Origin of the sequence: Gilliamella sp. B14384G10 (assembly GCF_016101685.1) — a bacterium.
Taxonomy (GTDB): Bacteria; Pseudomonadota; Gammaproteobacteria; order Enterobacterales; family Orbaceae; genus Gilliamella; species Gilliamella apis_A.
In genome coordinates this window covers 73164-91874 of the sequence record NZ_JACFQA010000002.1, presented here as the reverse complement: position 1 = coordinate 91874, position 18711 = coordinate 73164, and the positions used below count along the sequence as shown (strand labels likewise).

Below are 18711 nucleotides of genomic sequence, written 5' to 3'. Positions count from 1 at the left end.
TCATGAGCCAATGGATTACTATTTGTAAATTACAAGATATTTTACCTGAAACAGGAATATGTGCTCTAGTCGGCAAAGAACATGTTGCAGTTTTTCGTCCCTACAATACTAATGAGCTTTATGCGATTAGTAATATTGACCCTTTTGCGAATGCCAGCGTCCTTTCTCGTGGCATTATTGCTGAACATGAAAATGAGCTATGGGTCGCAAGTCCTCTTAAAAAACAGCGTTTTCGTTTAAAGGATGGTTATTGCCTTGAAAATGAAGATTATTCTGTTACTCATTATGAAGTCAAAGTAGATAATGATGAATTTGTGCAAATAAAATCTAATTAATTAATCGCATTAGGAATAGAAAATGTATACAGAAACAATTAACAAATGTGCAGCTAATGCTGCGCGGATCGTTCGACTAGCTAAAACCAATCCAATTGGATTTTGGTTAAGTTCTGCTATGGCAGGTGCTTACGTTGGTTTAGGAATTATATTAATTTTCACACTAGGTAATTTGCTTGATCCATCCGTTAGGCCTTTAGTTATGGGGGCAACCTTTGGTATAGCATTAACTTTAGTGGTAATTGCCGGCTCAGAATTATTTACTGGCCATACCATGTTTTTAACTTTTGGCGTGCAGGCTAAAAAAATTACTCATTGTCAAATGTGGTGTGTATTGCCACAAACATGGTTAGGCAATTTGCTTGGATCAATTTTTGTGGCCGCTTTGTTTTATTGGGCTGCAAGTCCATTATTGGCAACAGATACTTCGCTTGCGCATACCGCTGCATTGGCAAAAACATCTGCGCCAGCAACAGCATTATTCTTTCGGGGAATTTTATGTAACTGGTTAGTTTGCTTAGCTATTTGGATGGCAAACCGAGTAGAGGGGTCAGCAAAATTTATTGCAATATGGTGGTGTTTATTAGCCTTTATTGCTTGTGGTTATGAACATAGTGTTGCCAATATGACGTTATTTTCACTTTCTTGGTTTGGTAATCATTCGGATGCTTACACATTAGCAGGCATTGGTCATAATTTGTTATGGGTTTCATTAGGAAATTTAGTATCCGGCGCACTATTTATGGGGTTAGGATATTGGTTTTCAACACCTAAATCAGAGCGACCTTAATTATAAATAACAGAAGTTTTTATTGTTCAATTTACTGATTGGTATGGTAATTAGCAATCAGTAAATTGCTCTTAAATCAAAAATATATTAATGGTTGTTTTGAAATTGTATGGATTATTTACCTTTATTTTGCAAATTAGAAAATCGTGATTGTTTATTAGTTGGTGGTGGCGAAATAGCTGAGCGTAAAGCTCGATTATTACTTGAAGCTGGTGCAAAATTAACTGTCAATGCACTTGAATTTAACCCACAATTTATCTGTTGGCAGCAACAAAAGCAGTTAGTTTTAATAAAAAGTGAGTTTAACGAGCAACTGCTAGATAATAAATGGTTAGTTATTGCTGCAACTAACTGTCAAAAAACCAATCAACAAGTTAGTAGCGCCGCAGAAAACCGTCGTATCTTTTGTAATGTGGTCGACTCTCCCAAAGATGCAAGTTTTATTATGCCTTCAATCATTGATCGTTCACCTATTATGGTAGCCATCTCTTCAGAAGGGCATGCTCCAGTATTAGCTCGCTTGTTACGTGAAAAATTTGAAGCAATATTGCCACAACATATTGGTAAATTAGCCATATATGCTGGTTATTTACGCAATAAAGTAAAAGCGACTTACCGAAGTATGACTGAACGTCGACGATTTTGGGAGAAATTGTTTTCTCATGATAGATTAGCGCAAGCAATAGCGAATAATGATTCAGAAAATGTCGATACATTAACTAATGAATTATTTGATGATTCGTTGGATTGTCGTGGCGAAGTGGTCTTAGTAGGTGCTGGCCCTGGTGATCCAGGGTTGTTAACTTTAAAAGGTCTTCAACAAATTCAACAAGCGGATATTATTGTTTATGATAGATTAGTCTCAAAAGAAATAATGAATTTAACTCGACGAGACGCGCAACGAATTTTTGTTGGTAAACACCCCGGTTTTCATTGTGTTCCGCAAGAACAAATTAATCAAATATTATTGGAACAAGCACAAAAGGGTCTGCGAGTGGTACGACTTAAAGGTGGTGATCCTTTCATTTTTGGTCGAGGAGGAGAAGAGCTTGAAACATTATTCAATGCTAATATTCCTTTTTCGGTAGTACCTGGCATTACTGCGGCTTCTGGATGCTCGGCGTATAGTGGAATACCACTAACTCATCGTGATTACGCACATAGTGTACGTTTAATAACTGCTCATCTAAAAGATGGATCTCATCTTGATTGGCGAAGTTTAGCGGCTGAAAAGCAGACTTTGGTTTTTTATATGGGGCTATCGCAAGCAGAAAATATTAAAACGAATTTAATTAAACACGGTATGGATGGTCAGACTCCTATTGCTATTGTTGAAGAGGGTACTACTACTAAGCAAAAAGTCATCAATGGTTTATTATCCGAACTTGGTCAGCTAGCTTTACAAGCTCGTAGCCCTAGTTTAATTATCGTTGGTCCGGTGGTGGCATTACGAGAAAAACTTAACTGGTTTTCACAGAATTAGTATAAATTGGCAAGGAAATGATAGGATATTTTATAATATTCTTTATTTTCTTGCCTTTTGTTTCCAAACAATTTGACTAAAAAATATTGTTACAAAGTGTTTTATAACAATATCGACTTTGCTTTTTTTATCAAAATTTAAGAAGGCGTATCGACATCATCCCAATCGGCATTTTCAAAGTTTGTTAGCCAATTTAAAGCATGTTGTCTTTCTTGAATAACGCCTTCCATTATTTCTACAGGTAGTGTTTTATTATTAAGCCGACAATCTCTTGCTAGCCAATGTAATCGGTAATTTAAATCTAATGCATCTAGCAGTTCACTTGTTGGTCTTAAGGTTAAAGTAGATAGTTCGGGATTACTATTTTCTAAACCAGTTTCAACTAATGAAGATACATTACAAAAAGTATCCGCAAAAGGTAATTTTGATTGCCAATTTAGTGCCCATTGTAGTGGTAATAAGGCTTCATAGCGCCAACTCATATTCATAACATCTTGTTCTTGCGGTTGAGGTGCGTGAATAAAATCATATTCAATATTTGATAAAGCAGCAAACCCTAACGGACAACGCGCTTTGAATTCCTCAGGATCTAATGGGGCATTTTCTCGAAAGCTTTCGGCTTGAATTCCTGTTAACATCAGGGCTAAGGCTCGTTTTTTTACTTCATCGGGTGTTCTAAGTATTACTTCAGATTCAGCAACGACAGGAGGTAAGCTTACAAGCGGATGTAATCCTAACGTTGCTAAATACTGCTCAGTTTTTGCTTTGCGTTGTAATGCTTCTGACGGATAAGGCATTTTAACATTTATATCAAATTTTCCATCTGGATCTTGTAAAACATCCATCTTAGGATTGCGAATCGTGCCATCGGGGATAAATAAAATAACATTAGCCAGCTCAGCCCAATGCGCTAGTTCATTAAATTGATTTTCTTCTATTTCAAACGTAAACTGATGTTTAGTTTTTTGAATATGTCGATAAAGTTCATAACGGCGGGAATTCATTTCACCGTCACCTGCTTGCATAACATAGCCAATAAAACCATTAAGATGATCTGTAAAATTGAGTGAGTTCAATCCACGTTGATTTAATTTTTTACAACTAAAATTAATTGCTGTTGGATTTGTGAGTGTAGAGTAAGCATTGACTAATAGAGACATTTACAACTTCATCCTATTTTTTAATTTTTTGTTTTCTAATTTTGTTCAATAAATCAATTTAATTGATTGAACTAATTATAAATATTGTTTTTCATTTGAATCAAGTAGAAGAAAACGGTTGTTATAGAAAATTTTTAATGATTAGGATTAGATATTCTATCCAATTAAAAGTGTAAGCGGATATATGATATAAATCGGCATTAATACATTGCCAAGGTTATTCTTTACTCTGCAAATACCATACAGTCATTTCCATACGTGACTTAAAGTTGAGTTTTTTAAAAATACTTTTAATATGAACTTTTACTGTACTTTCAACTATATCTAACTCTTTTGCGATAAGTTTATTCGATAATCCTTGCACTAATAAGTTAAATGTTTCATGTTCTCTTGGGGTAAGTAAATTGATATCATGGGATTGGTTGGTTGTCTGGTTTTTATCATCACGCATATAATTAAGAATGATATGTGAAATAGCTTCATCCATAATGACTTTCCCTTCCGAAATATCCTTTAAGGCTTTAAGAAAATCTTCCGGTTCCATATCTTTTAACAAATAACCATCAGCACCAGTTTTGAGCGAGGTAATAATATCTTCTTTTGCGTCTGAGACAGTAAACATAATGATTCTGCTTGAAATGTTTTTCTCGCGTAAATAGCGTAGAATTTCTAGTCCACTGACATCATTCATATTGATATCTAACAAAATAATATCAGGATCAAGTGTTTCAGCCAGCTTAACTCCTTCTATCCCTGAACCAGTTTCACCGATAATTTCAAAATTATTGATGGTGTTAATAAGTTGCTTTACCCCATTTCTTAACATGGGATGATCATCAATAAGTAATATTGAACTTTTAACTTGATCCATTGGTTACTCTTTTATCATCTTGCAAGGAATTGTGTTTGTTGCTTTAAATGTTACCACAATTTCTGTTCCCATATTAGGCTTACTATTAATGACTAGATTGCCGTTTAATACGCCAACTCTATCACGCATAATAATTAAACCATAGTGATTATCTTGATGTGTATTATTTTGTAAACCAATGCCATTATCTTTTATGCTAACGGTAATAATTTGATTCTCATCAATCGTTAAGCTTATTTTGACCTGGGTTGCATTGGCGTGTTTATAGATATTATTTAAAGATTCCCGGACACATTGCAGTAAATGAAAGGCATATTTGCTATTGATGATATTGAGAGGTAATTGATATTCAATCTGAATTGTAAATTTCAATTTCTGATTAAACTCATCAATTAACTCCATGAAACTGGCATAAAAACCGGTTTGGTTAAGACGTAAGCGAAACGAGGTAATTAACTCTCTTAATTGAGAGTAGGTTATATTAACCTCTTTACGCATAGTCGTCAGCAAATCGATACTGGTTTGGGAAGTTAAATCCGATTGCATCTGTAAGCAACTAAGATGTATTTTTAAACAAGAAAGTGATTGCGCTATCGAGTCATGTAGTTCCCTAGCCATTGCTGAACGTTCTTTCATTAATAGATATTGTTTTTGTTGTTCTATTTGCCTATCAAGCATTAGTGCTGTAGTCATTTGTTCAACTAAAGCAGTAATTAAATTTTCTTGTTCTGTTCCTAGTTGTACTTTTGATGGCTGTATTGCAAATAAAATGCCAAATTTTTCTCCTTTTTCTTGCAGATACCAATAGCGCTGAAAACCATTTTCTTGATAAGATTTTGATGGAATAAGACAAGCATTACATTCTGAATTTTGGCAATAAGGGAGTTTTTGTTGGTTGTCATAGCTGAATTGTTGAAAATGTTCTATGTTATCTGATTCATAAAATCGGATTTGAAACTGTGTTAATGGTACTAATTCTTCTAGTCCACGAAGTATAATTAAAAAACGCTCACATAAGGGATCTGAGGTATGGAGTTGCTTGATGGCTTGATATTGAAATGACAAAATTTTATTGATTTGTTGTAATTCAGCTGTTTTTTCTGTGACGCGCTCTTCTAACAATAGATACTGTTGTTCAATTTGTTCCGCCATTTTATCAAAGGCTTGCCCCAGTAAATCAAACTCACTTTTGGTTGTTTTACTATTAAAGCGTTGACTAAAATTCTGTTGCGAAATCGATTCTGCCATATGAATTAATTTACGCCATGGCGCAAGAAGATAACGACGTAAATAGTAAATTTGTGCCAGAAGAAATAGTGCAATTAGAATGATAAAAACGAGTTGTAATTGTGAAAGATAATGGATTTGATTTTCTGTCTTTTGATCAATTTGATGAACCAGTTTATCGGTGTGAGCAACAAAATTATCAATTTCATTTTTTATCTCATTTATATTGTTTGCTTGTTGAAGTTTCGGAACAATATGCTTGAACCACTGCGACTGTAATTGATTAAAATCATCAATTAACTGATAACGTTCAAATAATTTTAATTGTTGTGATGATGGGATATCATTAAAAATGTTAAGTCGATAAATATCCTTTTTTTCTATAGGTGTCATTGCTAAAAGTTGATAGCTCTTCATTCTGATTAACCCTAATTGATTAATCATATAAGCGCTACCTTTAGTATCATTAGCGACTTGTATTGACAAAAATAGCGCCAATAATGCCATAGCGCCTAAAAAGAGCATTAAAAGTGTTAAACGATTAATAATAGAAGCACTGTAGCGAAATTTTCTTTTTAGCATATAGGTACTCAATATTTTTGCGTTAAATATTATGCAAATAAATAATAATTTAACTATATTGTAGCGTGAAAATAGCTGGTCTAAGATCTTTTTTGTGACTTTTTGCGATCTTTTATTAAACAGCGCTTGCAACAAGCATAAATTTTGCGTAAAATTCACGCCCTATAAGATTAATCAATGCAGACATATATTTTTAATCAGGAATCGTCTGCTTTTTATTGCGGAGTTAAGTATGTACGCAGTTTTCCAAAGTGGTGGTAAACAACACCGAGTTAGCGAAGGACAAGTCGTTCGCTTGGAAAAAATTGAAGTCGAAACAGGTTCAGAAGTTGTTTTCGATAAAGTTTTAATGGTAGCAAATGGTGAAGACATCAAAGTTGGTGCTCCGTTTGTTGAAGGTGCAACAATTAAAGCAGAAATTGTTGAGCATGGTCGTGGCGAGAAAGTGAAAATTGTTAAATTCCGTCGTCGTAAACACTATCGTAAACAACAAGGTCACCGTCAGTGGTTCACTGATGTGAAGATCACTGCAATCGCTTAATAGGAGTATCGAACAATGGCACATAAGAAGGCTGGTGGTTCATCACGTAATGGTCGTGATTCCCAGAGTAAACGTTTAGGTGTTAAACGTTATGGTTCTCAAGAAGTTCTTGCGGGTAACATTTTAGTTCGTCAACGTGGAACTCAATTCCACCCAGGTACTAACGTAGGTTGTGGTCGTGATCATACCCTATTCGCTTTAGTTGATGGACAAGTTAAGTTCGAAGTTAAAGGACCTAAAAACCGCCGTTATGTTAGTGTAGTTGCTAACAGCTAATAAACCAGCGGTTTAATAAGTTATAGAAGCCTCACAGTCATTGTGGGGCTTTTTTCATTTCTTGAAAATTTATATAATTCATTATGATAAAACAGCAAAATGTTAAATTAGGTTTTGCATTAGCCATGTTAACAGCCGTTATGTGGGGACTAGTGCCAATTGCTATGAAATATGCATTAGTTGTTATTGATCCATTAACATTAGCTTGGTCACGATTAAGTATCTCAGCTATCGGTATTACACTATGGCTGGCTTATAAAAAACAGTTTCCTAATTTAGCTATGTTTAAAAAACGTCGCCGTTTTATCTTATTGATGATTGCTGGGTTTGGTCTACTGGGTAATTTTGCACTTTTTGCTACAGCTGTTCAGTATTTATCTGCAACTACTGCTCAAGTTGTTGGACAAACCGGAATTATAATATTTATGATTTCTAGTGCAATTATTTTCAAAGAAAGATTAAGACCAACGCAAATTATTGGTATTACCATATTATTAATTGGATTAGGATTGTTTTTTAATGAAAATCTAGCCGATCTTTTTGCTAATATGTCTTCATATGGCATAGGTGTTTGGCTGGCTTTGCTGGCTTCTATCTCATGGGCATGTTATGCGTTAGCGCAAAAAGTATTATTAAAAAAATTACGAGCAGAACAGCTACTTTGGTTGATTTATCTTATTTGTAGTATTTTTTTATGGCCTTTAGCATCACCAACGAAAATAGCCAGTGCTGATTTTAGCCAACTGTTTGCCATTATTTTTTGCGGACTTAATACTATTATTGCTTATGGTGCTTTGGTTATGGCAATGGAACGTTGGCAAGCTGCACAAGTAAGTGCAATAACCACATTAACACCACTTTTTGCACTGATTTTTTCAGATTTATTTGCTTTACTATGGCCAGAAAAGTTTGCAATGCAATATTTAAATATTTTAGGTTATATTGGCGCAGTATCAGTGGTCGCTGGTGCAATGTTTGCAACGGTTGGACACTACTTGTGGCAACCACGAAAGGGCTGGCTAATTAACCGAAAGAAAGAGGACAAATAATGAAATTTGTAGATGAAGCTTCAATTCGTGTCGAAGCCGGAGATGGCGGAAATGGTTGTGTTGGTTTCCGCCGAGAAAAATATATACCTAAAGGTGGCCCTGATGGTGGCGATGGTGGAGACGGTGGTGATGTATTTTTTATTGCTGATGAAAACTTAAATACATTGGTTGATTTTCAATTTGAAAAAAACTACCGAGCAGAACGTGGTCAAAATGGACAAGGTTCTGATTGTACGGGGAAACGAGGTAAAGATATTACCGTTAAAGTGCCAGTAGGAACTCGTATAACTGATAAATATACTGGTGAAATTATTGGTGATTTAACACATCATCAACAAAAAGTTCTGGTTGCTAAAGGTGGTTTTCATGGACTTGGTAATGCCCGTTTTAAATCATCAGTGAATCGTGCTCCACGACAAAAAACCGATGGTACGCCTGGTGAAAAACGCGATGTGTTATTGGAATTATTATTGCTAGCTGATGTGGGTATGTTGGGTTTACCTAATGCTGGTAAATCAACATTTATTCGCAGTGTTTCAGCTGCTAAACCTAAAGTCGCTGATTATCCATTTACAACATTAGTACCTAGCTTGGGTGTTGTGCGAATGGATAATGAACAAAGTTTTGTTGTTGCAGATATCCCTGGATTGATTGAAGGGGCATCTGATGGTGCAGGGCTTGGTATTCGCTTTCTAAAACATCTTGAACGTTGTCGCGTATTAGTGCATTTAATTGATATAGCGCCAATAGATGGTTCAGATCCAATTGAAAATGCGAAAGTTATTATTCAAGAATTGCATCAGTATAGTGATAAATTAGCAAATAAACCGCGTTGGTTAGTTTTTAATAAGATGGATGTATTAGGTCCTGATGAAAGTGAAAAACGTGCAGCTGAAATTGCGGAAGCCTTAAATTGGGATGAGAAATATTATCTTATTTCAGCGGTGAATCACGAAGGCGTAAAAGCATTATGTTGGGATTTAATGGATTATATTACGGCTCATCCTCGAGAGGCAGAACAAGAGGAAACATCGCCTGAAAAAGTCGAATTTATGTGGGATGATTATCATCAACAAGCAATGGATGATGCATTTGATGACGACGATGATTTTGATGATTGGGATGAGAGTGATGAAGAGGGTGTTGAGTTTATCTATCAAAAATAAAACTATTCCCAAAAGTTAATTATAATGGTTTGTTTATAGTTAAGTTTTGCAAAAAGCAGGGGCAAATTACCCTGCTCCTCTCAATTATATTTTTTATAAAAACAAAATTTTAATATAAAAACACATGTTAAATTGACAAAATTTTGTCTTTTTTTTGGAAATAGTCAAAAAAATAACTTGCTTTTAATAATGAGAATGATTATCATTCAATTGTACTTTGTTAGAGCGTCGAAAGACTTCTAAAAAAGTATGACATTGCTCACATTGCTTCCAATGTTTGCCAGCCTAGTAAAACTAAGCTGGCTTTTTTATTATTAGTGTATATTTATTAGTAATTATCTTAGATTAACAGATGGATTATTGATATCAAATAAAACTAATAATGCAGCATTACCGCCAAATTCTTTTGGTGCTTGATGGAAACACATTACATGTGGGTGTTGGGCTAACCACATTGGAGTTTGTTTTTTTAATATGTTTTTACCATGACCATACATAATACAAGCACAATTAGCATTTTCACGTAAACAAGCAGCAATAAGTGCTGCAATTTCTTTTTTTGCTTCTTGCTGGGTTAATCCATGTAGGTCTAAAAAAAACTCGGGTGAATAAAATCCTCGTCGCAATTTTTTTAACTCATTGTTATCCGTATTTTCACGAATGTAACGAATAGGATCTTCTTGTAGAAGTGGTTGGTAATCATCGGAAAAATAAAATTCATTATTTACTTTTTCATGTTGAAGCTTTTGATTATCAATTAGCTTTTGGGATCGTTTTACTGGTTTATGAATAACGGTATCTTGTTTAAGTTGTTTGGTATTACCAATACTACTTTTAAACAAGTTGATATCTTCATCTTCTAATTTAAATTTATTTGGCATTGATTTTTTACTCTGGATAAATTTTTTCTTTATATTCACACAAATCTTCAATAACGCAAGATCCGCAGCGTGGCTTCCTAGCTATACAGGTATATCGACCATGTAATATTAACCAATGATGACAATTTATTTTATAATCATCTGGAACCACTTTAAGTAGTTTTTCTTCAACAGCTTCAACCGTTTTGCCTGGTGCAAATCCTGTTCGATTACTTACTCTAAATATATGGGTATCGACAGCAATAGTTGGCCAGCCAAATGCGGTATTTAAAACTACGTTAGCTGTTTTTCTTCCTACGCCAGGTAGTGCAATTAATGAGTCAAAATTTTCTGGTACTTCACCTTGGTATTTATCTACGAGAATCTGACAGGTTTTAATAATATTTTCTGCTTTGCTATTATATAAACCAATTGTCCGAATATAGTCTTTTAATTTATTGACACCTAGTGCCAGAATTTGCTCTGCGGTATTTGCGATAGCAAATAATGGTTTAGTGGCTTTATTCACACTAACATCGGTGGCTTGAGCGGATAGTACAACAGCTATAAGTAACTCGAATGGTGTTTTATATACCAATTCAGTTGTAGGATCTTTAATATGCTCTTTTAATCTTTCTAAAATTTCAATTCGAGTTGATTGTTTCACAATATTTTATAAATAAAAAAAGTTAATTAATATTATATACATTATATGATATTTAACCTTAGGATATATTGAGTTTTTATATAGGTTGAAACTATTAACAATGTATCTATTTAAAAAATTGAAGATATTTTTATTTTATGGATTGAATTGTAATACTAGCTTTTATAGCTGAGATAGATATAGCAAAATCGCCTGCTTTTTAGCAGGGGCTTTTTATGATAAGCTAGCCAACTATTTTTAATTTCATCGATCAAGGTTTATTATAAAAATGTCATTACCAATGATTGTCACCTTTGCTGTTTACATATTAGGAATGATTGCGATTGGTTTCTTTGCATTTCGTGCAACACGAAACTTTGGTGATTATATATTAGGTGGACGTCGCATAGGTAGTGTAGTTACTGCACTTTCTGCTGGTGCTTCTGATATGAGTGGTTGGTTATTAATGGGATTACCGGGTGCAGTATTCTTATTTGGTATCTCGCAAAGCTGGATTGCTATAGGATTAATAATTGGCGCTTATCTAAATTGGTTGCTGATTGCCGGTAGATTAAGAGTTTTCACAGAGATAAATCATAATTCATTAACTTTACCTGACTATTTTGCTCGTCGATTTGATGACAATAGTTCACTATTAAGAATTATTTCAGCAGTAATAATTTTAATCTTTTTTACCATTTATTGTGCTTCAGGCGTAGTTGCTGGTGCTAAATTATTTGAAAGTACATTTGGGCTTAGTTATGGCTGGGCAATGCTAGCAGGCGCTGGCGCGACAATTGCTTATACTTTTATTGGTGGTTTCTTAGCAGTAAGTTGGACCGATACAATTCAAGCTAGTTTAATGATGTTTGCTCTAATATTAACACCAATTATGGTAATGATTAATGCGGGTGGTTTTACTGATGCAATGGCTAATATTCAATCATTAAATCCTGATTATACTAATATCTTTGCTCATATGGATTTGATTGCCATTATTTCATTGTTAGGTTGGGGACTTGGTTATTTTGGTCAACCACATATTTTAGCTAGATTTATGGCTGCTGATTCTCATGAAGTCATGAAAAATGCTCGTCGAATTAGTATGACATGGATGATTTTATGTTTAGCTGGCGCAATTACAGTTGGTTTCTTTGGTATTGCTTTCTTTGCCAATAATCCTAACTTAGCTTATCTAATTGATAATGGGAAACATGAACGTATTTTTATCGAATTATCTAAATTACTATTTAACCCATGGGTTGCTGGTATTTTGCTTGCGGCTATTCTAGCCGCAGTAATGAGCACCTTAAGTTGTCAATTATTGGTTTGTTCAAGTGCATTAACAGAAGATTTTTATCGTGCTTTTATCCGACCTAAGGCTAAGCAACGAGAATTAGTTTGGGTTGGCCGTATAATGGTGCTATTAGTTTCTGTTATTGCTATTTTATTAGCGATCAATCCTAATAACAGTGTGCTTGATTTAGTTAGCCATGCTTGGGCTGGTTTTGGTGCTGCGTTCGGTCCGATTGTTGTATTCTCGGTGTTTTGGGCTCGAATGACTCGCAATGGTGCATTAGCAGGAATGATAACTGGTGCAATCACCGTCTTGCTTTGGATTAATTTTAATTGGCTTAATTTATATTCACTAATTCCTGGCTTTTTATTTGCGTCAATAGCAATCATTATTTTTAGCTTATTAGATAAAAAACCGAACGAAATAGTTGAAGACCATTTCAAACAAGCGTATAAAAAATACCACAATAAAACAGTATAGAATTTAATTAAGTAGAATATAAACGTAACAAATTTAATAGGTAAAATATCATGACAAAAAATGTGATCAAACAACTGCAAGAGCGTGGACTGATTGCTCAACTTACTGATGAAAAAGCGTTAATGGAACTGATTGAGCAAAATCCTATTGCACTATATTGTGGTTTTGATCCAACCGCTGATAGTTTGCATCTTGGTCATTTAGTTCCATTGCTTTGTTTGAAACGTTTTCAATTGGCTGGTCATAAGCCAATAGCTTTAGTTGGAGGTGCGACAGGATTAATTGGCGATCCAAGTTTTAAAGCTGTTGAACGTAAGCTCAATACTGAAGATACGGTAATTGAATGGAGTGAAAAGATTAAACAACAAGTATCGCCATTTTTAGATTTTGGATGTGGTGATAACGCCGCTATTGTTGCCAACAACTATGATTGGTTTGGTGGCATGAATGTTTTATCTTTTTTACGAGATATTGGAAAATATTTTTCTGTTAATGCAATGATTAACAAAGAATCCGTTAAACAACGTATTGACCGTGATGAATCAGGTATATCTTTTACTGAATTTTCTTATAGTTTGTTACAGTCTTATGACTTTGCAAGTCTTAATAAAGCTCATAATGTTGTGTTACAAATTGGTGGTTCTGATCAATGGGGTAATATTACTGCTGGTATCGATTTAACGCGTCGTTTACACCAGAAGCAAGTATATGGTTTAACCGTACCATTAATTACTAAATCTGATGGAACTAAATTTGGTAAAACTGAAAGTGGTGCAGTATGGTTAGATCCGAAAAAAACTAGTCCATATAAATTTTATCAATTTTGGATTAACACTGCTGATGCTGATGTTTATCGATTCCTTAAATTCTTTACCTTCATGTCATTGGAAGAAATTGATGCTTTGGAAGAAGAAGATAAAAACAGTGGCGTTGCACCGAGAGCTCAGTATGTCCTTGCCGAACAAGTGACTCAATTAGTTCATGGTGAAGAAGGACTAACAGCTGCTAAACGTATTACTGAAAGTCTATTTTCTGGTAAATTAACTGATTTATCTGAAGCTGATTTTGAACAATTAGCTCAAGATGGTATGCCTACAGTTAGTATTGAAGGTGATGTAGATCTACAACAAACTATTGTTAATGCTGAGTTTGCACCATCAAGAGGGCAAGCAAGAACAATGATTGATTCCAATGCTATTTCTGTTAATGGTGAACGTAATTCAACAACAGATTATCGTTTTTCTGATAGTGATAAGTTATTTAATCGTTACACATTACTGCGTCGAGGTAAAAAATACTACTGCTTACTTATTTGGAGATGATTTCATGAAAAATATTTTATCGATTCAGTCTCATGTTGTATTTGGTCATGCAGGTAATAGTGCTGCTGTATTTCCAATGCGTCGTTTAGGTGTGAATGTTTGGCCATTAAATACGGTACAATTTTCAAACCATACTCAATATCGGCAATGGACTGGAACGGTAATGCCTGCATCTCATTTAACCGATATCGCTGATGGGATTAATGCTATTGGCGAATTACAACGATGTAATGCCGTATTAAGTGGCTATATGGGGTCACCAGAACAAGGTAATGCAATTATTGAAATTGTGAAAAAAGTAAAAGCTGAGAATCCTGAAGCAATTTATCTTTGTGATCCTGTAATGGGGCATCCCGAAAAAGGATGCTTTGTCGCTCCTGGTGTAGCAGAATTTTTATGTAATACAGCCTTGCCCATATCTGATATGATGGCACCAAATATTTTAGAATTAGAAGAACTTAACGGTAAACAGCCGATCAATAATGTCAAGCAAGCAATCTTGGCATGCCGTTCAATTTGTGAAAAAGGGCCTAAAGCAATTTTAGTTAAACATTTAAGTCGAGCTGGCTATCAACAAGATCGTTTTGAAATGTTGTTAGTAACAGAAAATGAAGCTTGGCATATTGATCGCCCGTTAGTTGATTTTGGCGTCAAACAACCAGTTGGTGTTGGTGATATGACTAGTGGGCTGTTTTTAGCAAATATCATGCTTGGTAAATCCATTGTTGAAGCATTTGAGCATACTACATCGGCGGTTTATGCGGTTATGCTTGAAACATTAAGACAAAATGAATATGAATTGCAATTAGTTGCCGCACAAAATGAAATAGAAACCCCTAAACAGTGGTTTAATGCGAAAAAAATTGATTAATTGCGAAAATATGTAAAAATAACAAAAAATTGCGGATAGTAAGACAATGAGGGGGGGTATGGAAGAAAATATTTCATTGGGTAAGATTCTTTCCGATTTAAGAAGTAATATGGGTTTATCGCAAAAAGATATTGCTGAACAAATTCATGTTAGAACAGCTGTCATTTCTGAAATTGAAAATGATCAGCTACTTCATGCCCCTTTTGTTTTTGTTAAAGGTTATATTCGTTCGTATGCCAATATTGTTGGTTTATCAGCTGATGAATATCAACCTTATCTCGAAATTTTAGCTGAACAATATTTAGTAAAAGAAACTAAAAAACCTAAACCAATATATAGTAAAACAAATCGTAGTAAGAAACCGTTCTTTTTTGGTTTGTTTGCTTTAATTTGTGCATTAGGTGGTGGCTTATACTATGTCAATTCTCAAAATAAAAGTAACTTTATTGAAGTTAGTCATTATATTTCTCCACAGCCTTCAGATCGCGTTAACAGTTAGCAAATTTTCTCATTCACATACAGACATTTGTCTTAAATCTTGTTAAGATTGCGTCCTAGTTATTTTGTAATATGATTAGGCATCTTATGAGTCATCAAGAGTCACCAATTATTAGGCGAGAATCAACCCGAATTTATGTTGGTAATGTGCCAATCGGTGGTGGTGCGCCGATTGCTGTGCAATCGATGACAAATACTCGAACAACAGATGTGGAAAAAACAGTAGCTCAAATTCAAGCCCTTGAGCGTGTAGGGGTTGATATTGTCCGAGTTTCTATTCCAACTATGGATGCTGCTGAGGCGTTTAAAATAATTAAGCAACAAGCAAAAGTCCCCCTTATTGCTGATATTCATTTTGATTATCGCATTGCTTTAAAGGTTGCTGAATATGGAGTGAATTGTTTACGGATTAATCCTGGTAATATTGGTAATGAATCACGGATTCGCTCGGTTGTTGATTGTGCCAAGGATAAAAATATTCCTATCCGAATCGGCGTAAACTCTGGTTCGCTAGAAAAAGATATCCAAGAAAAATATGGCGAGCCGACACCAGAGGCTATAGTCGAATCAGCTATGCGACATGTAGATATACTTGATAGGCTAGGTTTTGACCAATTTAAGGTAAGTGTAAAAGCGTCAGACGTTTTTACTGCGGTTGATTCATACCGATTATTAGCAAAACAAATTAAGCAACCTTTACATTTAGGTATAACGGAAGCTGGTGGAGTGCGTAGTGGAGCGGTAAAATCAGCGATTGGGCTTGGCTTATTATTATCGGAAGGGATTGGTGATACATTAAGAGTTTCACTAGCAGCTGATCCAACGGAAGAAGTTAAAGTTGGATTTGATATTTTAAAATCGTTACGCATTCGAGCAAGAGGTATTAATTTTATTGCTTGCCCAACCTGTTCAAGGCAAGAGTTTGATGTAATTAGTACCGTTAATACATTAGAACAGCGATTAGAAGATATAATAACACCAATGGATGTATCAATTATTGGTTGTGTTGTAAATGGACCTGGTGAGGCTTTAGCTTCTACAATGGGTGTTGCTGGTGGTCACAACAAAAGCGGTTTTTATGAAGATGGTGTGCGCATAGGGCGTATTGATAATGAACAAATGATAGATGAGTTGGAAGCTAAAATTCGTGCTAAGGCATCAATTTTAAAAAATAGAATTGCAACAACTGAACTATAACCTTATTAGATAGCGAATAAACAAATGGCAGAGAAAAAAATCCAATCAATACGGGGAATGAATGATTTACTCCCTAATGATAGTGCTACATGGCAACAAATTGAAAAAATTGTTAAAGGTGTACTAAATAGTTATGGTTATAATGAAATTAGAACACCAATCGTTGAAGATACCGCACTATTTAAACGTGCAGTTGGTGAAGTTACCGATATTGTTGAAAAAGAGATGTATACTTTTAATGACCGTAATGATGAAAGTATTACTCTTCGCCCTGAAATTACAGCTGGTTGTGTCCGTGCAGGTATTGAACACGGTCTATTTTACAACCAAGAACAACGACTATGGTATTTAGGGCCGGCATTTCGTTATGAAAAACCGCAAAAAGGGCGTTATCGTCAATTTCATCAATTTGGTGTTGAAGTTTTTGGCCTTGAAGGGCCTAATATTGATGCAGAGCTTATCTTATTAACTGCACGTTTTTGGAAAGCACTTGGTATTGAAGAGCATACGACACTTGAACTTAATTCTATCGGTTCAGTTGAAGCAAGAGCAAATTACCGTAATGCTTTAGTCAGTTTTCTTGAGCAACATAAAGATAAATTAGATGAAGACTGTTTACGTAGAATGTATACTAACCCATTACGGGTGTTAGATTCGAAAAATCCTGTTATTCAAGAATTACTTAATCAAGCACCGAAATTATTTGATTATTTAGATAAAGAATCTAAACTTCATTTTGATGGCTTGTGTCAATTATTAGATAGCGCAGGAATAAAATATAATATTAACCAAAGATTGGTGCGTGGTTTAGATTATTATAACCGTACTGTTTTTGAGTGGGTAACAAGTAGTTTAGGCGCTCAAGGTACAGTTTGTGGCGGAGGTCGTTATGACGGTCTAGTTAGCCAACTTGGTGGACAACCAACACCAGCAGTTGGTTTTGCTATGGGGGTAGAACGTTTAGTATTATTAGTGCAGGCGGTTAATCCTTCATTAAATCGAGATAGTTCAATTGATATTTATATGATATCTTCGGGTGATGAAAAAACGACAGCTGCAGCCCAAAAAATGGCAGAAGTACTCCGTGATGGGTTATCTGATAAGCGAATTGTGACTAATTATGGTAGTAGTAATTTTAAAAAACAATTTGCCAAAGCGGACAAATTAGGTGCTAAAATAGCTGTAATTATTGGTGAAAACGAAATTATTAATCAATCAGTTACAATTAAAAATTTACAAACAGGCGAACAAGTTGAAGTTGCAGAAAAAGAGATTGTTCAAACTTGTTTGGCGATATTGTAAATTAAAGGAAATAGGAGAAAAACGTGAGTTATCAGTTATCTGGCGAAGAACAATTTTCAGAGATAAAAGAATTTCTTGCTAAAAAGTGGAAAATTATTGTTGCGGTTATTGTAATTGGATTACTGGCTTTTTATGGCTGGCGTTATTGGCAATCTTACAAATTAGAAAAAGCGATAGAATCTTCAGATCGTTATGAACAATTAATTGCTAAATTAGATAACAACAATCCTGATTCAGTTAATGAATTAGTCTCTTTTGCTAAAGATAATAATACTATTTATAGTGTTTTTGCTAATTTTAGAGCAGCAAAATTTTATGTTGAACAATTAAAAGATTATGCTGGAGCAGAAAAATTACTTACAGATACGTTAAGTAAAACTGATTCAGATGTTATTAAATCAATAAGTTATATTCGTATTGCAAAAATACAATATCAACTTGAACATTATCAAGAAAGTTTGGCTACTTTAAATAAAGTAACCGAAAAAAGTTGGGCGCCAGTAGTTAATGATATTCGTGGCGATATATCGGTGAAAATGAATAATTATGATGAAGCAGTGGCTGCTTACAATGTTGCATTAAGTTCATCACCGACTCAAGCATTAGAGCAAAATATCAAAATGAAGTTAAATCAAGCTCAATATCTTAAAGATAAACAACAAGCTGAAAAAGCTAAACAAGAAGAAGCTGCCGCCAAGGAAAAAGCTAAGCAAGAAGCTGAAGCCAAAAAAAATGCAGCTCACGAAAATGAAGATTAA

At 34.6% G+C, this 18711-nt stretch carries 19 protein-coding genes; 14 read left to right on the top strand and 5 right to left on the bottom strand.

Going from position 1 to position 18711, the window contains the following annotated elements:
* The first annotated feature begins 2 nt into the window (after positions 1 to 2).
* From nirD to cysG, 3 genes are all read left to right on the top strand, one after another.
* On the top strand, positions 3 to 335 hold the full coding sequence (gene nirD, locus H3T54_RS04670) for a nitrite reductase small subunit NirD (protein ID WP_086359392.1): 333 nt from the start codon (positions 3 to 5) through the stop codon (positions 333 to 335).
* Positions 336 to 357: 22 nt separating this feature from the next.
* The gene (nirC, locus tag H3T54_RS04665; RefSeq protein WP_198221211.1) at positions 358 to 1125 is read left to right on the top strand and encodes a nitrite transporter NirC; all 768 of its coding nucleotides are present in this window, start codon (positions 358 to 360) and stop codon (positions 1123 to 1125) included.
* A gap of 109 nt (positions 1126 to 1234) precedes the next feature.
* Positions 1235 to 2608, top strand: a complete 1374-nt coding sequence (gene cysG, locus H3T54_RS04660; RefSeq protein ID WP_198221209.1) for a siroheme synthase CysG — start codon at positions 1235 to 1237, stop codon at positions 2606 to 2608.
* A 137-nt stretch (positions 2609 to 2745) separates the two neighbouring features.
* Here the strand turns inward: cysG and H3T54_RS04655 are convergent, their stop codons facing one another.
* The 3 genes from H3T54_RS04655 to narX all read right to left on the bottom strand — a co-directional run bounded on the left by H3T54_RS04655 (position 2746) and on the right by narX (position 6448).
* Positions 2746 to 3768, bottom strand: a complete 1023-nt coding sequence (locus tag H3T54_RS04655; RefSeq protein ID WP_198201661.1) for a DUF4272 domain-containing protein — start codon at positions 3766 to 3768, stop codon at positions 2746 to 2748.
* A gap of 217 nt (positions 3769 to 3985) precedes the next feature.
* Positions 3986 to 4639 (bottom strand): two-component system response regulator NarL, encoded by a 654-nt coding sequence (narL, locus tag H3T54_RS04650; RefSeq protein ID WP_086359388.1) that lies wholly within the window; start codon positions 4637 to 4639, stop codon positions 3986 to 3988.
* Between the two features lie 3 nt (positions 4640 to 4642).
* The gene (narX, locus tag H3T54_RS04645; protein WP_198221207.1) at positions 4643 to 6448 is read right to left on the bottom strand and encodes a nitrate/nitrite two-component system sensor histidine kinase NarX; all 1806 of its coding nucleotides are present in this window, start codon (positions 6446 to 6448) and stop codon (positions 4643 to 4645) included.
* 232 nt (positions 6449 to 6680) lie between these two features.
* Here narX and rplU point away from each other — a divergent pair, with 232 nt between their 5' ends.
* The 4 genes from rplU (at position 6681) to cgtA (ending at position 9480) form a co-directional block, all read left to right on the top strand.
* The gene (gene rplU / locus H3T54_RS04640) at positions 6681 to 6989 is read left to right on the top strand and encodes a 50S ribosomal protein L21 (RefSeq protein ID WP_065577863.1); all 309 of its coding nucleotides are present in this window, start codon (positions 6681 to 6683) and stop codon (positions 6987 to 6989) included.
* Positions 6990 to 7004: 15 nt separating this feature from the next.
* Positions 7005 to 7265, top strand: coding sequence for a 50S ribosomal protein L27 (gene rpmA, locus H3T54_RS04635; protein ID WP_034883716.1), 261 nt, complete (start codon positions 7005 to 7007; stop codon positions 7263 to 7265).
* An 83-nt stretch (positions 7266 to 7348) separates the two neighbouring features.
* Positions 7349 to 8314, top strand: a complete 966-nt coding sequence (locus tag H3T54_RS04630) for a DMT family transporter (protein WP_110446991.1) — start codon at positions 7349 to 7351, stop codon at positions 8312 to 8314.
* Positions 8314 to 9480, top strand: coding sequence for an Obg family GTPase CgtA (cgtA, locus tag H3T54_RS04625; protein WP_198221205.1), 1167 nt, complete (start codon positions 8314 to 8316; stop codon positions 9478 to 9480). Before H3T54_RS04630 ends, cgtA begins: the two co-directional genes overlap by 1 nt.
* Positions 9481 to 9815: 335 nt before the next feature.
* Here cgtA and smrB read toward each other — a convergent pair whose 3' ends face one another.
* Both smrB and nth read right to left on the bottom strand, forming a co-directional pair.
* Positions 9816 to 10361, bottom strand: a complete 546-nt coding sequence (gene smrB / locus H3T54_RS04620; RefSeq protein WP_198221203.1) for an endonuclease SmrB — start codon at positions 10359 to 10361, stop codon at positions 9816 to 9818.
* A gap of 7 nt (positions 10362 to 10368) precedes the next feature.
* Positions 10369 to 11007, bottom strand: coding sequence for an endonuclease III (nth, locus tag H3T54_RS04615; RefSeq protein ID WP_198201659.1), 639 nt, complete (start codon positions 11005 to 11007; stop codon positions 10369 to 10371).
* Positions 11008 to 11275: 268 nt separating this feature from the next.
* Between nth and putP the strand changes: the two genes are divergently transcribed.
* The 7 genes from putP (at position 11276) to H3T54_RS04580 (ending at position 18711) form a co-directional block, all read left to right on the top strand.
* Positions 11276 to 12763: a sodium/proline symporter PutP gene (putP, locus tag H3T54_RS04610; RefSeq protein WP_181414608.1), complete on the top strand. Its 1488-nt coding sequence runs from the start codon at positions 11276 to 11278 to the stop codon at positions 12761 to 12763.
* Between the two features lie 50 nt (positions 12764 to 12813).
* Positions 12814 to 14085: a tyrosine--tRNA ligase gene (tyrS, locus tag H3T54_RS04605; protein WP_232351562.1), complete on the top strand. Its 1272-nt coding sequence runs from the start codon at positions 12814 to 12816 to the stop codon at positions 14083 to 14085.
* A gap of 4 nt (positions 14086 to 14089) precedes the next feature.
* Positions 14090 to 14956, top strand: coding sequence for a pyridoxal kinase PdxY (pdxY, locus tag H3T54_RS04600; RefSeq protein WP_198221201.1), 867 nt, complete (start codon positions 14090 to 14092; stop codon positions 14954 to 14956).
* A gap of 58 nt (positions 14957 to 15014) precedes the next feature.
* A complete protein-coding gene (locus H3T54_RS04595) occupies positions 15015 to 15455 on the top strand; it encodes a RodZ family helix-turn-helix domain-containing protein (RefSeq protein ID WP_181414609.1) in 441 nt (146 codons plus the stop codon).
* An 86-nt stretch (positions 15456 to 15541) separates the two neighbouring features.
* On the top strand, positions 15542 to 16651 hold the full coding sequence (gene ispG, locus H3T54_RS04590) for a flavodoxin-dependent (E)-4-hydroxy-3-methylbut-2-enyl-diphosphate synthase (RefSeq protein ID WP_065614694.1): 1110 nt from the start codon (positions 15542 to 15544) through the stop codon (positions 16649 to 16651).
* Positions 16652 to 16675: 24 nt separating this feature from the next.
* Complete coding sequence (gene hisS / locus H3T54_RS04585; RefSeq protein ID WP_110446997.1) at positions 16676 to 17953, top strand: histidine--tRNA ligase; 1278 nt, start codon at positions 16676 to 16678, stop codon at positions 17951 to 17953.
* A 23-nt stretch (positions 17954 to 17976) separates the two neighbouring features.
* Positions 17977 to 18711 carry a tetratricopeptide repeat protein gene (locus H3T54_RS04580; protein ID WP_110446998.1) on the top strand — a complete coding sequence of 245 codons (735 nt, stop codon included), beginning with the start codon at positions 17977 to 17979 and terminating at the stop codon, positions 18709 to 18711.

Coding starts and splice junctions, on each gene's coding strand:
- nirD (WP_086359392.1), top strand. CDS start 3: ATGAGCCAATGGATTACTATTTGTAAATTACAAGATATTTTACCTGAA.
- nirC (WP_198221211.1), top strand. CDS start 358: ATGTATACAGAAACAATTAACAAATGTGCAGCTAATGCTGCGCGGATC.
- cysG (WP_198221209.1), top strand. CDS start 1,235: ATGGATTATTTACCTTTATTTTGCAAATTAGAAAATCGTGATTGTTTA.
- H3T54_RS04655 (WP_198201661.1), bottom strand. CDS start 3,768: ATGTCTCTATTAGTCAATGCTTACTCTACACTCACAAATCCAACAGCA.
- narL (WP_086359388.1), bottom strand. CDS start 4,639: ATGGATCAAGTTAAAAGTTCAATATTACTTATTGATGATCATCCCATG.
- narX (WP_198221207.1), bottom strand. CDS start 6,448: ATGCTAAAAAGAAAATTTCGCTACAGTGCTTCTATTATTAATCGTTTA.
- rplU (WP_065577863.1), top strand. CDS start 6,681: ATGTACGCAGTTTTCCAAAGTGGTGGTAAACAACACCGAGTTAGCGAA.
- rpmA (WP_034883716.1), top strand. CDS start 7,005: ATGGCACATAAGAAGGCTGGTGGTTCATCACGTAATGGTCGTGATTCC.
- H3T54_RS04630 (WP_110446991.1), top strand. CDS start 7,349: ATGATAAAACAGCAAAATGTTAAATTAGGTTTTGCATTAGCCATGTTA.
- cgtA (WP_198221205.1), top strand. CDS start 8,314: ATGAAATTTGTAGATGAAGCTTCAATTCGTGTCGAAGCCGGAGATGGC.
- smrB (WP_198221203.1), bottom strand. CDS start 10,361: ATGCCAAATAAATTTAAATTAGAAGATGAAGATATCAACTTGTTTAAA.
- putP (WP_181414608.1), top strand. CDS start 11,276: ATGTCATTACCAATGATTGTCACCTTTGCTGTTTACATATTAGGAATG.
- tyrS (WP_232351562.1), top strand. CDS start 12,814: ATGACAAAAAATGTGATCAAACAACTGCAAGAGCGTGGACTGATTGCT.
- pdxY (WP_198221201.1), top strand. CDS start 14,090: ATGAAAAATATTTTATCGATTCAGTCTCATGTTGTATTTGGTCATGCA.
- H3T54_RS04595 (WP_181414609.1), top strand. CDS start 15,015: ATGGAAGAAAATATTTCATTGGGTAAGATTCTTTCCGATTTAAGAAGT.
- ispG (WP_065614694.1), top strand. CDS start 15,542: ATGAGTCATCAAGAGTCACCAATTATTAGGCGAGAATCAACCCGAATT.
- hisS (WP_110446997.1), top strand. CDS start 16,676: ATGGCAGAGAAAAAAATCCAATCAATACGGGGAATGAATGATTTACTC.